Origin of the sequence: Rhizobium sp. EC-SD404 (assembly GCF_902498825.1) — a bacterium.
In the GTDB taxonomy this organism is placed as follows: domain Bacteria; phylum Pseudomonadota; class Alphaproteobacteria; order Rhizobiales; family Rhizobiaceae; genus Georhizobium.
Window position 1 is genome coordinate 576,626 of the sequence record NZ_LR701459.1, and the last position, 13,926, is coordinate 590,551.

General features: G+C 63.1%; 12 protein-coding genes. 9 read left to right on the forward strand and 3 right to left on the reverse strand.

All coding sequences use genetic code 11. The features are described from left to right. Positions 1 to 7: 7 nt before the first annotated feature. The 9 genes from thiP (at position 8) to GC125_RS03820 (ending at position 10,251) form a co-directional block, all read left to right on the forward strand. The gene (gene thiP, locus GC125_RS03780; protein WP_151984111.1) at positions 8 to 1,630 is read left to right on the forward strand and encodes a thiamine/thiamine pyrophosphate ABC transporter permease; all 1,623 of its coding nucleotides are present in this window, start codon (positions 8 to 10) and stop codon (positions 1,628 to 1,630) included. Positions 1,631 to 1,632: 2 nt separating this feature from the next. Beyond that, positions 1,633 to 2,361 (forward strand): thiamine ABC transporter ATP-binding protein, encoded by a 729-nt coding sequence (locus tag GC125_RS03785; RefSeq protein WP_286165353.1) that lies wholly within the window; start codon positions 1,633 to 1,635, stop codon positions 2,359 to 2,361. A gap of 241 nt (positions 2,362 to 2,602) precedes the next feature. Beyond that, positions 2,603 to 4,024 (forward strand): M48 family metalloprotease, encoded by a 1,422-nt coding sequence (locus GC125_RS03790; protein ID WP_151987520.1) that lies wholly within the window; start codon positions 2,603 to 2,605, stop codon positions 4,022 to 4,024. Positions 4,025 to 4,217: 193 nt separating this feature from the next. Then, entirely contained in the window at positions 4,218 to 4,556 is a 339-nt protein-coding gene (gene fdxA, locus GC125_RS03795; protein WP_126008096.1) for a ferredoxin FdxA, read from the forward strand. 395 nt (positions 4,557 to 4,951) lie between these two features. Then, entirely contained in the window at positions 4,952 to 5,536 is a 585-nt protein-coding gene (locus GC125_RS03800; RefSeq protein WP_151984112.1) for a CarD family transcriptional regulator, read from the forward strand. Positions 5,537 to 5,689: 153 nt separating this feature from the next. Next, entirely contained in the window at positions 5,690 to 6,544 is an 855-nt protein-coding gene (locus GC125_RS03805) for an RNA polymerase factor sigma-32 (protein WP_151984113.1), read from the forward strand. Positions 6,545 to 6,657: 113 nt separating this feature from the next. Continuing rightward, complete coding sequence (locus GC125_RS03810) at positions 6,658 to 7,497, forward strand: AAA family ATPase (protein WP_151984114.1); 840 nt, start codon at positions 6,658 to 6,660, stop codon at positions 7,495 to 7,497. A gap of 9 nt (positions 7,498 to 7,506) precedes the next feature. Beyond that, positions 7,507 to 8,691 (forward strand): vWA domain-containing protein, encoded by a 1,185-nt coding sequence (locus GC125_RS03815; RefSeq protein ID WP_151984115.1) that lies wholly within the window; start codon positions 7,507 to 7,509, stop codon positions 8,689 to 8,691. A 102-nt stretch (positions 8,692 to 8,793) separates the two neighbouring features. Further along, a complete protein-coding gene (locus GC125_RS03820; RefSeq protein ID WP_151984116.1) occupies positions 8,794 to 10,251 on the forward strand; it encodes an NAD-dependent succinate-semialdehyde dehydrogenase in 1,458 nt (485 codons plus the stop codon). Positions 10,252 to 10,329: 78 nt separating this feature from the next. Here the strand turns inward: GC125_RS03820 and GC125_RS03825 are convergent, their stop codons facing one another. The 3 genes from GC125_RS03825 to GC125_RS03835 all read right to left on the reverse strand — a co-directional run bounded on the left by GC125_RS03825 (position 10,330) and on the right by GC125_RS03835 (position 13,764). Then, positions 10,330 to 10,923, reverse strand: coding sequence for a histidine phosphatase family protein (locus GC125_RS03825; RefSeq protein ID WP_151984117.1), 594 nt, complete (start codon positions 10,921 to 10,923; stop codon positions 10,330 to 10,332). A 98-nt stretch (positions 10,924 to 11,021) separates the two neighbouring features. Further along, the gene (locus GC125_RS03830) at positions 11,022 to 13,298 is read right to left on the reverse strand and encodes a xanthine dehydrogenase family protein molybdopterin-binding subunit (protein ID WP_151984118.1); all 2,277 of its coding nucleotides are present in this window, start codon (positions 13,296 to 13,298) and stop codon (positions 11,022 to 11,024) included. Between the two features lie 4 nt (positions 13,299 to 13,302). Next, positions 13,303 to 13,764: a (2Fe-2S)-binding protein gene (locus tag GC125_RS03835; RefSeq protein ID WP_151984119.1), complete on the reverse strand. Its 462-nt coding sequence runs from the start codon at positions 13,762 to 13,764 to the stop codon at positions 13,303 to 13,305. Positions 13,765 to 13,926: the final 162 nt, after the last annotated feature.

Sequence of the window (13,926 nt, forward strand, 5' to 3'; positions counted from 1 at the left end):
CGCCGCGATGCGCGCCTATCGGGCCGATCCTCTGGATATCGCTTTCGGCATCGCGGCGCTTGCCATCATCCTCGGCATCGTCGGGTTAGCCGTCGCCGGGCTGCTTGTGGCGGCAGGCGCCGACGCGTCGCGGTTCACGGCGTTCGATGCCTATACGATGCGTGTCGTTCGCTTCACGCTTTGGCAGGCCGGGCTTTCGACGCTGCTCTCGCTGGCCTTTGCCCTGCCGCTTGCACGGGCGCTGGCGCGGCGCCCGCATTTTGCGGGACGCGCCTGGATCTTGCGGCTCTTTGCCGTGCCGCTCGGCCTGCCGGCCATCGTCGCGGCGCTCGGCATCATCGCCATTTGGGGGCGCCAAGGCGTCGTTAACGACGCGTACCGCTGGCTCGGGGCGGAGCAGCCGATCTCCGTCTACGGTCTACCCGGCATCCTCATCGCCCACGTCTTCTTCAATATGCCGCTCGCAACGAGACTGCTGCTTGCAGCGCTGGAGCGCGCCCCGGCGGAGTATTGGCGCAATGCCGCCCAACTGGGGCTTTCCGCCGGCTCGGTTTTCAGATTGATCGAGTGGCCGGCCATGGCGCGGGTGATCCCGGGCATCGCCGGCCTCGTCTTCATGCTGTGCGCCACGAGCTTTACGCTGGTGCTTCTGCTTGGCGGCGGACCGGGAGCGACGACGATCGAGGTGGCGATCTATCAAGCGCTGCGGTTCGACTTCGACCCACCGCGGGCGGTCACCCTCGCATTGATCCAGATCGCGCTGACCGGCGCCCTTCTCGGCGTGCTGGCGCTTCTGCCCCGGCCAGAGGAAGGGCGCGGCGAAGGTGCCTTGCCGCGAAGGTTCGACGCGAAATCGCCAGGTGCGCTGGCTCTCGACACGCTGGTGATCGGCCTCGGCCTCGGCTTCGTGGCAGCACCGCTGGCGGCTACGCTGATGTCAGGTCTTGCTGCCGATTTGATCGCGCTTTTTGGCGAGGCGCTGGTGCAAAGAGCGCTCGTGACGAGCCTTCTGATTGCAAGCGCTGCTGCATGCCTCTCCGTCCTCATGGCGGGCATGATTGCACGGGCGCGCCATGCCGCAAGCGGTGCGCGCCGCAAGCGCTGGGCAGCCCGAGGGCTTCGCACGTCGCTTGCCGGGGCGGGCTCGCTGATTCTTTTGGTACCGCCGGTCGTTCTTGGTGCCGGCTGGTTTCTCGTCTTGCGGGATCATGTCGATCCGTTTGCAGCGGCGCCGGTCATCGTGGTGGTCGTCAACGCGTTGATGGCGCTACCCTTCGCGTTGCGGGTGCTGGAGCCGGCCTATGCCGGCCACATGCTGCGGACGGAACGGCTCAGTCTTTCCCTGGGGCTCTCGAGGTTGAGGCGGCTGTTGCGGGTGGACCTGCCGGCGCTGGGCCCGACGATCGGCGCAGCGTTTGCGTTCTCGATGGCGCTCTCGCTCGGCGATCTCGGTGCCATCGCGCTTTTCGGAAGCCAGGATCTGGTGACATTGCCCTATCTGCTGCTTCAACGAATGGGCAGCTATCGCACCGATGATGCGGCCGGGCTGGCGCTCATTCTCGGTTTTCTCTGCCTTCTGTTCATGATCGCCGGGACCCGCTATGGCGGCGGCAGCGCGCGGGAAGCATGAGCATGAGCGGTATGATGCCACCGACGATCGAGTTCGATGATGTGCGCTTTCGTTACGGTCGTGGCGGCATGGAGATGGCGTTTGCCACTGTCGTTCCGGGGGGCAGCATTACCGCCATCATGGGTCCGTCTGGATCGGGCAAGTCCACCCTGTTTGCGCTGCTCGCGGGGTTCGAGCAACCGCAGCACGGGATGATCCGCATCGGGATGGTCGACGTGACGCGGCTGGCGCCGGCCGAACGGCCGATTTCCATGGTCTTTCAGGACAACAATCTCTTTGCCCATCTCGACGTTGCCGCGAACATCGCGCTCGGGCAGGGCGCGCGCGATGCCAAAAGCGCCGCCGGCAAGGAGCAGGCGTCCGATGCGCTTCGGCGCGTCGGACTCGAAGGCTTCGAGCGCCGGCGGCCTGCGTCGCTTTCGGGTGGCGAGCGGCAGCGCGTCGCGATGGCGCGGGCGCTGGTTCGGGCGAGGCCGGTGCTGCTGCTGGACGAACCTTTTGCCGCGCTCGGTCCCGGTCTGCGCGACGATATGCGCGCGCTCATCGCTGATCTGCACCGGCAGAGCGCGTTGACCACGCTGATCATCACCCATCAGCCGGAGGATGCGCGCGCCATTTGCGACCGCATTATCTACATCGAGACAGGCAAGGTCCAGGCGAACGAGCCGACGCAATCGATGTTCGAACGGGCTGATCTTGCCGGATGGCGGGACTATCTCGGAACTGATTGAGACGATCCGTCAGCCGAGCCGGACAAAAATGTCACAGGTCGACCCGCGTCCTTCCGATGGAACCAACGTGCGCAAGATCGGCCTTTGAACCGACCTTTTGCTGTTGTAATGCTCCAGTCATCGGCTGGCATCCCGCGGGGCGACGAACCTGTTTCAATCGATTGCACATGATTGGGTGCCGCGTCAGCGGCGTGGAACTGCGAGCGGCAAGGCCGTCGCGGCAGTGATCCTTATTGCCTGCATGATTGTGCTGTCGGGCTGTCAGAGCATCATAAGCGAGCAAGACACCGTCGTGCTTGCGCCATCGCAAACCCCGCAGACCGTGGAGCAGATCGCGCGCGATGATCCGCGTGCCCAGCTCGGCGCTCGCGAACACCCGCGGATCGTTGCAAGCTATGGCGGCGAGTATCGGGATCAGCGCACAGAACTGCTTCTGGCGCGTATCGTCGGCAAACTGACCGAGGTTTCGGAGAATCCCCGGCAGACCTACCGCATCACGGTCCTGAATTCGCCGGCGATCAATGCTTTTGCCCTTCCCGGCGGCTATCTCTACATCACGCGTGGCCTTCTGGCGCTTGCCAACGATGCGGCGGAAGTCGCGGCCGTCCTTTCCCACGAGATGGCCCATGTGACGGCCAATCACGGGATCGAGCGGCAGCAGCGCGAAGAGGCCGAAGCGATTGCGGGGCGTGTCGTGTCGGAAGTGTTGTCGGGCGATATTGCGGGGCGTCAGGCGCTGGCGCGAGGCCAGTTGCGACTGGCCGCCTTTTCACGCAACCAGGAGCTCCAGGCCGACGTGATCGGTATTCGGATGCTCGGCGAAGCGGGCTATGACCCCTATGCGGCGGCGCGTTTCCTGGAATCCATGGCATCCTATTCGCGCTACCGCTCGGCCGAGCCGAACGACGATCCGCAGATGGACTTTCTCGCGAGCCACCCGACGGCGCCGCAGCGCATCGAACTTGCCCGCCGCCACGCACGCGCATTCGGTCCCGAAGGCGTCGGAACGGCAGACCGAGACCTCTATCTCGACGGCATTTCCGGGCTTCTCTTCGGCGATAGCCCGGAAGAAGGCTACGTGCGCGGACGGAGCTTCCTTCATCCGAACTTGCGCATTCGCTTCGATGTGCCCCAGGGCTTCGAAATCGACAACACGGCCGAAGCGGTTCTGGCGACGGGGCCGAACGACCTCGCAATCCGCTTCGACGGTGTCGACGATCCGGGTACGTCGCTTGCCGAGTACATGCGCAGCGGCTGGGTGACCGGGCTTGACGAGGCGTCGCTCAGGCCGCTCACGATCAACGGCCTGGAGGCGCTCAGCGCCCGCGCAGCCGCCGATCGCTGGTCGTTCGACGTCACGATCGTCAAGGTCGACGACCAGATCTACCGTTTCCTGACGGCTGCACCGCGCGGCAGCAGGCAATTGGACGAAGCCGCGAATGTCCTGAAGACGACGTTCCGCCGCATGACGGCTGGCGAGGCGGTTGCCCTGCAGCCGCTACGCCTGCGCGTACTGACAGCGGCCCCCGGGGATACGGTGCAGTCGCTTTCCGCCCGGATGGAGGGCGATGAACGCCGCGAGCAGCTGTTCCGTCTGATCAACGCACTTGGGCCGACCGGTCAGGTGGCGCCAGGCATGCGGGTAAAGCTGATCACCCAATAGACAGGCCGATATACCGCTTTGATCGCGGGTATATGCTTTTGCATGGACGTCGCCCAAGAGCATGATTTTGCTCATCCCGGCCCCGTCGCAGCGTCACGCTTGCAATGGTGGCTGCGCGGCAAAGCGGCATCTTGCAATGGTGCTGCAAAGCCGCTACCCCACCACCACTCACGAAGGACGGCGTGGAGCACGCATGACGTATCTGGTCACCGACAACTGCATCAAATGCAAATATATGGACTGCGTGGAAGTCTGCCCAGTGGACTGCTTCTACGAGGGCGAGAACATGCTCGTCATCCATCCGGACGAGTGCATCGACTGCGGTGTCTGCGAGCCGGAATGCCCTGCCGATGCCATCAAGCCCGACACTGAGCCGGGTCTCGACAAATGGCTTCAGGTGAACACCGAGTTTGCCGAGAAATGGCCGAATATCACGGTCAAGCGCGACTCTCCCGCCGACGCTGCGGAGTTCGACGGCGTCGAAGGCAAGTTCGAGAAATACTTCTCCGAAGCACCCGGCGAGGGCGACTGAGACAATCTGCCGCGCTTATCGCCTGTGGATGGTGATTCGGGCTTCGTTGCGATTCGGTGTTGGCGCACCGAACGATCTGTCGTGCATGACGGATCGAGCAAATATTTGATTTCGGGTGATTTTTGTGTTAGATAAGCACAATTGTCGTCATGTGGCGGCAATGCGTCGACCGCAACGACACCACGAAAGAACGTTCCCTGTCTTTTCAGCTGTATAAGATGGCGACCCCGTGTTGGCCAGTGCCAACCTTGTTTCGCGGCGTGGCTGCGTCTCGCAGGTACTCACGACGGAATGAAACGGGATGGACCTGATCGTCCTTCTCACTGTCCGGCTCGACCGGGCCTTATGCTTGTCCCGGCTGGGCCGGGGCGCGTAACAGGGAGTCTCGAGAACGAATGACAATGCAGATTAAAAAATCCAACCAGCGCCAGGGCTTCAAAACGGGCGAAGCGATTGTCTATCCCGCACATGGCGTCGGTACCATCGTCGCCATCGAAGAGCAGGAAGTCGCCGGCCACAAGCTCGAGCTTTTCGTCATCGACTTCGAGAAGGACAAGATGCGCCTGAAGGTGCCCGTCGCCAAGGCGCTGAGCATCGGTATGCGCAAGCTGTCCGAGACTGATTTCGTCGAGCGCGCCCTCAAAGTCGTTCAGGGTCGCGCGCGCGTCAAGCGCACCATGTGGTCGCGCCGTGCGCAGGAATACGATGCAAAGATCAACTCCGGCGATCTCATTTCGATCGCGGAGGTCGTGCGCGATCTTTACCGCGCCGAGAACCAGCCTGAGCAGTCTTATTCCGAGCGCCAGCTCTATGAAGCGGCACTTGACCGGATGGCCCGTGAAATCGGCGCCGTCAACAAGATGTCCGATACCGAAGCCGTTCGCCTGATCGAGGTCAATCTCAACAAGGGTCCGAAGCGCGGCAAGGCCGTCGACGAAGACGAGACCACGGACGAGGCTTCTCAAGACGAAGCAGCTTAACCGGCTTCATCGTTCCAATGATCCCTAAAAAGCTCGGGCCTCGGCCCGGGCTTTTTTTGTCGCATTCGATCAAATCGCACGAAACATTTGAATGATCCGCAACCTTTGGCGCTGCGTATTGTTTGCAGATAAGCCGACACAGAGGGTCCGCTGATGGATAGTGCAGCCCGCAGGCATATGGTGAAGGCGGCTATGGCCGCTCCCTATCTGGAACGTGACGAAGAGCACCAGCTTGCCGTTCGATGGAAAGAACAGCAGGACCAGGATGCCCTGCATCGTATCACGACCGCCCATATGCGTCTCGTGATCTCGATGGCTTCGAAGTTTCGGAATTTCGGATTGCCCATGGGCGACCTGATCCAGGAAGGCCATGTGGGCCTCTTGGAGGCGGCAGCGCGTTTCGAGCCGGACCGTGAGGTTCGCTTCTCCACCTATGCGACGTGGTGGATCCGTGCGTCCATCCAGGACTATATCCTTCGCAACTGGTCGATCGTTCGAGGCGGTACCAGCTCTGCACAGAAGGCACTCTTCTTCAATCTTCGACGTCTACGCGCGCGGCTGTCGCAGGGCAGCGAAATGTTGACCGAGAGCGCGATCCACCAGGAGATCGCGACGGCACTCGGCGTTCAGGTCAAGGACGTCGCGGTCATGGATGCCCGCCTTTCGGGCTCCGATACGTCGCTCAACGCACCCGTCGGTGACGGCGATTCCGGCAGCGCCGATCGGGTGGATTTTCTACGTTGCGACGCGCCGCTGCCGGACGAACAGGTCTTGCAGTCGATCGATGACGAGCGACGGTCAGCTTGGCTGAAAAGTGCGCTGACGACGCTCAACGCGCGCGAATTGCGCATCATCCGCGAGCGGCGGCTGGCGGAAGAGGGCGCGACATTGGAGTCGCTCGGCTCAGAACTCGGCATCTCCAAGGAGCGCGTGCGGCAGATCGAAAGCCGTGCGCTCGAAAAGCTGCGTCAGGCTTTGTCCCACCAGTTGCCCGCGCTTCAGGCTTGAAGGCAGGCGTTTCGTCCGCAGGTCTCCCGACGCAATCGCGGCGGCAAGCTTGACGTCGTGGCTGCCGCCGAGGCACTTACCGGCCCATGAACGAGCCAGGGAGTGGACCTGCCATGCGGTTTGACGGCACCGAAGCCTATATTGCGGAAAAGGATCTAACGGTCGCCGTCAATGCGGCAATCGCTCTGCAGAAGCCACTGCTGGTCAAAGGCGAGCCTGGCACCGGAAAAACCGAACTCGCTCGCCAACTGGCCTCCGCACTCGGTCTCGATCTCCTCGAATGGCATGTGAAGTCGACCACAAAGGCCCAGCAGGGTCTCTACGAGTACGATGCCGTATCGCGGCTGCGCGATAGCCAGCTCGGCGACGACCGCTTCAACGACATCGGCAATTATATTCGCCGAGGCAAGCTCTGGGATGCCTTCGATGCCGACAAGCGCGTCGTGCTTCTGATCGACGAGATCGACAAGGCCGACATCGAGTTTCCGAACGACCTCCTGCAGGAACTCGACCGGATGGAGTTCCACGTCTATGAAACGGGAGAGACGATCCGCGCCCGCCATCGGCCGATCGTCATCATAACGTCCAACAATGAAAAGGAACTGCCGGACGCCTTCCTGCGCCGCTGCTTCTTCCATTTCATCCGCTTTCCCGACATCTCGACCCTTCATCGGATCGTCGAGGTCCATTACCCGGGCATCAAGCAGAACCTGGTGCGCGCCGCGCTGACGCAGTTCTACGAGATCCGCGATGTTCCGGGCCTGAAGAAGAAGCCGTCCACATCGGAAGCGCTCGATTGGATCCGCCTGCTCGTCGCCGACGACGTGGCGCCGGAAGACCTGCGCGGCGACGCCAAGAACGCCTTGCCGCGCCTGCATGGCGCGCTCCTGAAAAACGAACAGGACGTCCACCTCTTCGAACGCCTTGCCTTCATGGCGCGGCGTCAGGGTTAGCGCCCGGCCATGTTTCTCCCCTTTTTCCTCGAACTGAAAGCGGCGGGCGTTCCCGTTTCGCTGGGCGAGTATCTTGCGCTGCTGGAGGGTTTGGAGGCGGAGCTTGTCACCTATGACGTCGAGGGCTTTTACTACCTTGCCCGGGCGACGCTGGTGAAGGATGAGCGGTTCATCGACCGGTTCGACAAGGTCTTTGCCCATGCGTTTCGCGGGGTCGAGGCGGTTACGGGAGAGGAGGGCGCTTTTCCCGTCGCCCTGCCTGAGGAGTGGCTGCGACGGCTCGCGGAAAAACATCTGAGCGAAGACGAGAAGAAGCTCGTCGAGGCGCTGGGTGGCTTCGAGAAGCTGATGGAGACGCTGAAGCAGCGCCTGGAGGAGCAGAAGGGGCGCCACCAGGGCGGCTCGAAATGGATCGGTACGGCCGGCACCTCGCCCTTCGGTGCCTATGGCTACAATCCGGAAGGTGTGCGTATCGGGCAGGACGGCAGCCGGCACCGCCGGGCGGTCAAGGTTTGGGACAAGCGCGATTTTCGCGATCTCGACGACCGGGTCGAACTGGGCACGCGCAACATCAAGATCGCCCTGAAACGCCTGCGCCGATGGGTGCGGGCAGGCGCGGCCGAGGAACTCGACCTCGGCGGTACGATCAAGTCGACGGCCGAGCACGGCTATCTCGACGTGCGCACGCGACCCGAACGGCGCAACGCGATCAAGCTTCTGATGTTCTTCGATGTCGGCGGCTCGATGGACGATCACATCAAGACCGTGGAAGAGCTCTTTTCCGCGGCGCGCGCCGAGTTTCGGCACATGGATTACTTCTACTTTCACAACTGCCTCTATGAAGGCGTGTGGAAGGACAATCGCCGGCGCCACGAGGCAGTGCTGCCCACCTACGATCTCATCCGTACCTATGGTTCCGACTACCGGGTGATCTTCGTCGGCGATGCGGCGATGAGCCCTTACGAGATCGTCTATCCGGGCGGGTCCGTCGAGCACTGGAACAAGGAAGCCGGGCAGGTCTGGCTGGAGCGGGTGCTCGCCCATTTCCCGAAGGCTGCCTGGCTGAATCCCACGCCGCAGGCTCATTGGGGCTATACCCATTCGATCGGGCTGATACGGCAGATCGTCAACGACCGCATGTTTCCGTTGACGCTCGGCGGGCTTGAAGCTGCAACGCGGGAATTGACGCGCTGAGCCTAAAGTCGTTTGCTCGACGGAACGTGCCTGCTGCTATCCCCGTTTGAGGGACAACAGCCATCACCAAAAATCCACTTAAGAACGGACAGGGAGAGCGTCATGCTGACACGCACGAGCCAGTATCTGAAGGAAGCCAATCTCATCGATGGCGCGTGGGTCGGTGCCGACAGCGGTGAAACCATCGACGTCATCAATCCGGCGACGGGCCAGCGGATCGGCTCGGTGCCGAAATCGGGCAAGGCTGAAACGCGCCGCGCCATCGACGCTGCGCACACGGCGTTTCTCGAATACCGCAAGACCTCGGCTGCCGAACGCGCCAAGCTGATGCGCGCGCTTCACGATGCCATCATGGACAACCAGGATGCGCTCGCCGAACTGCTCACCATGGAGCAGGGCAAGCCACTGGCCGAGGCCAAGGGCGAGGTCGGCATGTCGGCCAGCTACATCCTCTGGTACGCGGAGGAAGCGCGTCGGGTCTATGGCGACACGATCCCGTCTTCCTGGGCGGACCGTCGCATGATGGTGATCAAGCAGCCTGTCGGCGTCGTTGCGGCCATCACGCCGTGGAACTTCCCGTCCTCCATGCTCGCCCGCAAGATCGGCCCGGCCTTGGCAACCGGTTGCACGAGCGTCGTCAAGCCGGCAACCGCCACGCCCTATTCGGGCATCGCCTGGGGCGTTCTCGCCGAAGAGGCCGGCTTCCCGAAAGGCGTTATCAACGTGGTCACCGGCGGTTCGGGCGACATCGGTGGCGAACTGACGTCGAACGAGAAAGTGCGCAAGATCACCTTCACCGGCTCGACAGAAGTCGGCCGCAAGCTGCTCGCGCAATCGGCCGAAACGGTCAAGAAGGTGTCGATGGAGCTTGGCGGCAACGCGCCGTTCCTCGTGTTCGACGATGCCGATCTCGACCGCGCGGTGGAGGGCGCCATCGCGGCGAAATTCCGCAACACGGGCCAGACCTGCGTGTGCACCAATCGCTTCATCGTCCAGTCGGGCATCCACGACCGCTTCGTCGAGAAGCTGGCGGAGAAGGCGGCTGCGCTGAAGGTCGGCAACGGTCTCGATGACGGCACCACCCAAGGACCGCTGATCGACAAGGACCAGCTTGAAACGGTCGAAAAGTTCGTTGCCGACGCCAAGGAAAAGGGCGGCAAAATCCTGACCGGTGGCGAACGCCATGAACTCGGCGGCAATTTCTACAAGCCGACCGTGATTTCAGGCGCGACGAAGGAAATGCGCTTCACCAAGGAAGAGATCTTCGGCCCCGTCGCACCGGTCTACAAATTCGAGACGGAGGAGGAAGGCGTCGCCCTGGCCAACGACACCATCTTCGGCCTCGCCGCCTATTTCTACACGCAGGATCTCGGCCGCGCGTTTCGTGTGATGGAGGGGCTGGAATATGGCCTCGTCGGCGTCAACGAGGGCGTCATCACTGCGGTGGAAGCGCCCTTCGGCGGGGTCAAGCAGTCGGGTCTCGGCAAGGAAGGCGGTCATCAGGGGATCGAGGAATACCTCGAGAGCAAGTATGTCTGCCTAGGCGGTCTCGGCTTCTAAAAGCGTTTCCAGGTGAAGTGGACACCGGTTCACCGTCAGGAAACGCGCAAGATCAAAAACCGTGGGCCGGGACGCGCTTCAGTTCAGAAGAATGCGACCCACGACTGCCGGCCTGTCCGATCCTTCGGGAACCGGTCCGACGATCACCGCCTCGCCGTCGCGCGGGGTGGTGCCCGTCAGGGCCTGAACGACGCCGCCATGGGTGATGAAGAGCTGATTGCCGGGACCTCTGAAACCGTTGATGCGTGCGATGATGGCATCAAGCTGATCTTCTTCGCTCATCTCGGTCTGGCCCAGAGGATCCAGTTCCTCGAGCACTTCGACGCTGTATGAGCCGAAGGCGAGATCGGCGGTCTCCTGGGTGCGGCAGTACTCGCTGCTATAGATGCCGTTGATCGTCACCGCGCGGGCGGCGAAGCGCGTTCCCTGACGCCGCGCCTGGGTGCGGCCGCGGTCGGACAGAACCGCCTGCGTCGCGCAATCCTGAGGATCGACTTCGGAGGCGTCTCCGCCAAGCGTCTGCGCGTGCTGGAGCAAGATCGTATAGCCGCCATTCGACAGGCGCACCCAAGCCGCTTCGGTGGCCTGCGCGGCATCAGGAGCAATCGCCGATCCGACGACCAGGGCTATGGCTACTGCGGAGCCGGCGAGAAGGTGTCTGAGCTTTTTCATCCTGAACCATATCTAGGTGTAACGCTCAGAGATGTCAGCCCTTGATGTCGTGTATGAGCACGCATGCGCCGAATTGCGCCATGCCGTTTCAACCCATATCAAGCGAACTTCGTATCGTGGGTAAAGGGCATGCGCCGAAGGCGCTCGCCCGTCAGCGCGAAGATGGCATTTCCAAGCGCCGCTGCCACGGGCGGTGTGCTCGGTTCGCCCGCGCCGCCCATGCGCGCGGCATTCTGCAGGATTTCGACGTGAATGGCCGGGCATCGATCGATGCGCAGCGCATCGAAATCATGGAAATTGCTTTGCTGGACGCGGCCTTCGTCGAGCGTGATTGCCTGGCCGAGCGCGGCTGAGAGGCCGAAAATGACGCCGGACATCATCTGCGCTTCGAAGATCCCCGGATCCAGCACCGTGCCGGGGTCTGCAGCGCACCAGACGTTTTCCACGCGGATGCCGCGATCATCGCGCGAGATTTCAACCACCTCGGCGACCCAGGTGCCGAAGGACAGCGTGAAGGCGAGGCCGCGCGCCCGTCCTTCAACTGGCTGCGATCGCCAATCGGACATGTCGGCGACCTTCTCGAGAAGCGCGGTCGCGACCGGGTAGGGCGCCATCAGCTTCAAGCGGTAATCGAGCGGATCCATGCCGCTCGCCGCCGCCAGCTCGTCCATGAAGCACTCGTGGAAGAAGCCGTTGATGGAATTGCCGACCGAACGCCAGATACCCACCGGCACGCCGATATCGGCCTTGACGCCGGCGACGCGGTAATTGGCGATGGCATAGGGCTGGTTGAAGGCTCCGTCGACAATGCTCTTGTCCGGTCCCGGCAAGCTGATCGACGGATAGAAGCGTGATGCCATGGGCGAAAAGATCGGCGGAGCGGCCACCACGATGTCCAGGGCCTCCGGCAGACTATCGGCGCCGAGTGCCGCGCGCAGCCGTCCGGTCGCGGCGGGGCGATAGTAATCGTGGGCGATGTCTTCCTCGCGCGTCCAGATCACTTTGACCGGCCGACCGCCTGTTTCGCGCGCAACCAGGGCGGCGTAGACGGCGACATCCGGCTCGACGCGGCGGCCGAAGCCCCCTCCGAGCGAGGTCGTGTTGACCGTGCAGTCGGCAGTCGGGATGTCCAGCGCCGCCGCTGCGACGGCTTGAATGAGATTCGGCGCCTGGTTCGGCAACCAGAGATCCAGCCTGCCGTCCGCAAAGCGCGCCGTGGCGTTCATGGGTTCCATGGCGGCATGGGCCAGATACGGCACGTGATATTCCGCCTCGACGATCCGGTCGCGGGCATGGTCGGCGAAAACAATGTCCGTATCGCCATCGTCGCGCATCACATCGCGCGACCCGGTGCCGACGGCCGCTGTAAGGATCTCGCCGACGGCCGCATCGTCCAGGGTGGATGCGGGCTTTTCCCATTCCACCGAGACGGCGTCGGCCGCCATGAAGGCGCGCCAGGTGTTATCGGCAATCACCGCGAAACCGCGACCGAGCCGATGATCGATCTCGATCACGGAATGGACGCCGCGCATCTGTCTGGCGGCCTCTGCATCGAATGCGAGGACGCCGCCGCCGAAATGCGGATTGATGCGCACCGTCGCATGAAGCATGTCGGGCAGGTCGACGTCGACGCCATAGATCGGCGCGCCGGTTACCTTGGCGCGCATATCGGTGCGCGGCTGCGACTTGCCGAGCAGTTTCCAGTCTTCGGGCGAGCGAAGCGTTATGGCGCGCGAGACAGGCGCTTGCGCGGCCTCGGCGGCAAGCGCGCCGTAGGACAGAAGTTCGCCACTGGCGGGATTGCGCACCGATCCCGCGTCTGTCTCGAGACCCGTTGGTTCGACGCCCCAGCGGGTCGCCGCCGCTTGCTTCAAGGCCTCACGGGCGGTGGCGCCGGCATGGCGCATCTTCTCGAAGGCATCGACAGTGGACGACGAGCCCCCCGTGATGTGCAGGGCCAGGAACTTGCCGGCGATGCCAACTCCGGAGCGGGCGATGGTTGCGATCGTCGACTCGTCATAGGTCGGGAAAGGCAGGCCGTCTTCCAGCATCGCGATGTTGGCATAGGCGCCTGACGCCGGCCCATGCTCGACCACGACGGTCTCCAGCGAAACGTCGAGTTCTTCGGCCACCAGTGCCGCAAGCGTGGTGCTGACGCCCTGACCCATCTCCGCGCGCGGCACGAAGATCGTGATCGTCTCGTCCGGTGCGATCGTCAGATAGGGATTGAAGACGGCCTCCCCGTCATCGGCGCGCGCCGCGAGCGGGTTCTCAGGCGGCCGACGGTACGCATAGGCGCCGACCGCGAGCCCACCGGCGATGGCGGCAGTGCCGATGAGGAAAGTGCGCCGCGCGATCTTGCCGATCGATGCCATGGGCTCAGCTCCGCGCCGATTGTGTCGCAGCCGCGCGCCGAATGGCGGCCCGGATGCGCGGATAGGTGCCGCAACGGCAAAGATTGCCGGCCATCGCTTCATCGATCTCCGCATCACTTGGGGCGGAATTGGAAGCGAGAAGCGCGGTGGCCGACATGATCTGCCCGGCCTGGCAGTAGCCGCATTGCGCGACCTGCTCGGCGATCCATGCTTCTTGCACGGCCGTCAGGACGCCATCATTCGCAAGGCCGTCGATGGTCGTGACGGGGCCCTCGACATACTGAACGGGGAGGGAGCAGGAGCGCTCGGCAACGCCGTCGACCAAGACCGTGCAGGCGCCACAGGCGCCGATGCCGCAGCCGAATTTCGGGCCCATGATGCCCAATTCATCGCGCAGCACCCAGAGCAGCGGCATGTCGCCTTCGATATCGAGCGAGTGGCGTTCGCCGTTGACCGTCAATTCCATCGGGGTTTCTCCGTCGCGGCTCGAAGCCGTCCCACAGGTAACGATGGGACGTCACGCGCACAAGGCAAGTGCGGCTTCCAACTCGAGGGACGTTGACAATGGAGCGGTGCTATATCACCTGAAAGCCAGCCGGCAGGCTCGCCTCCGGTCTATCGTTTGAAG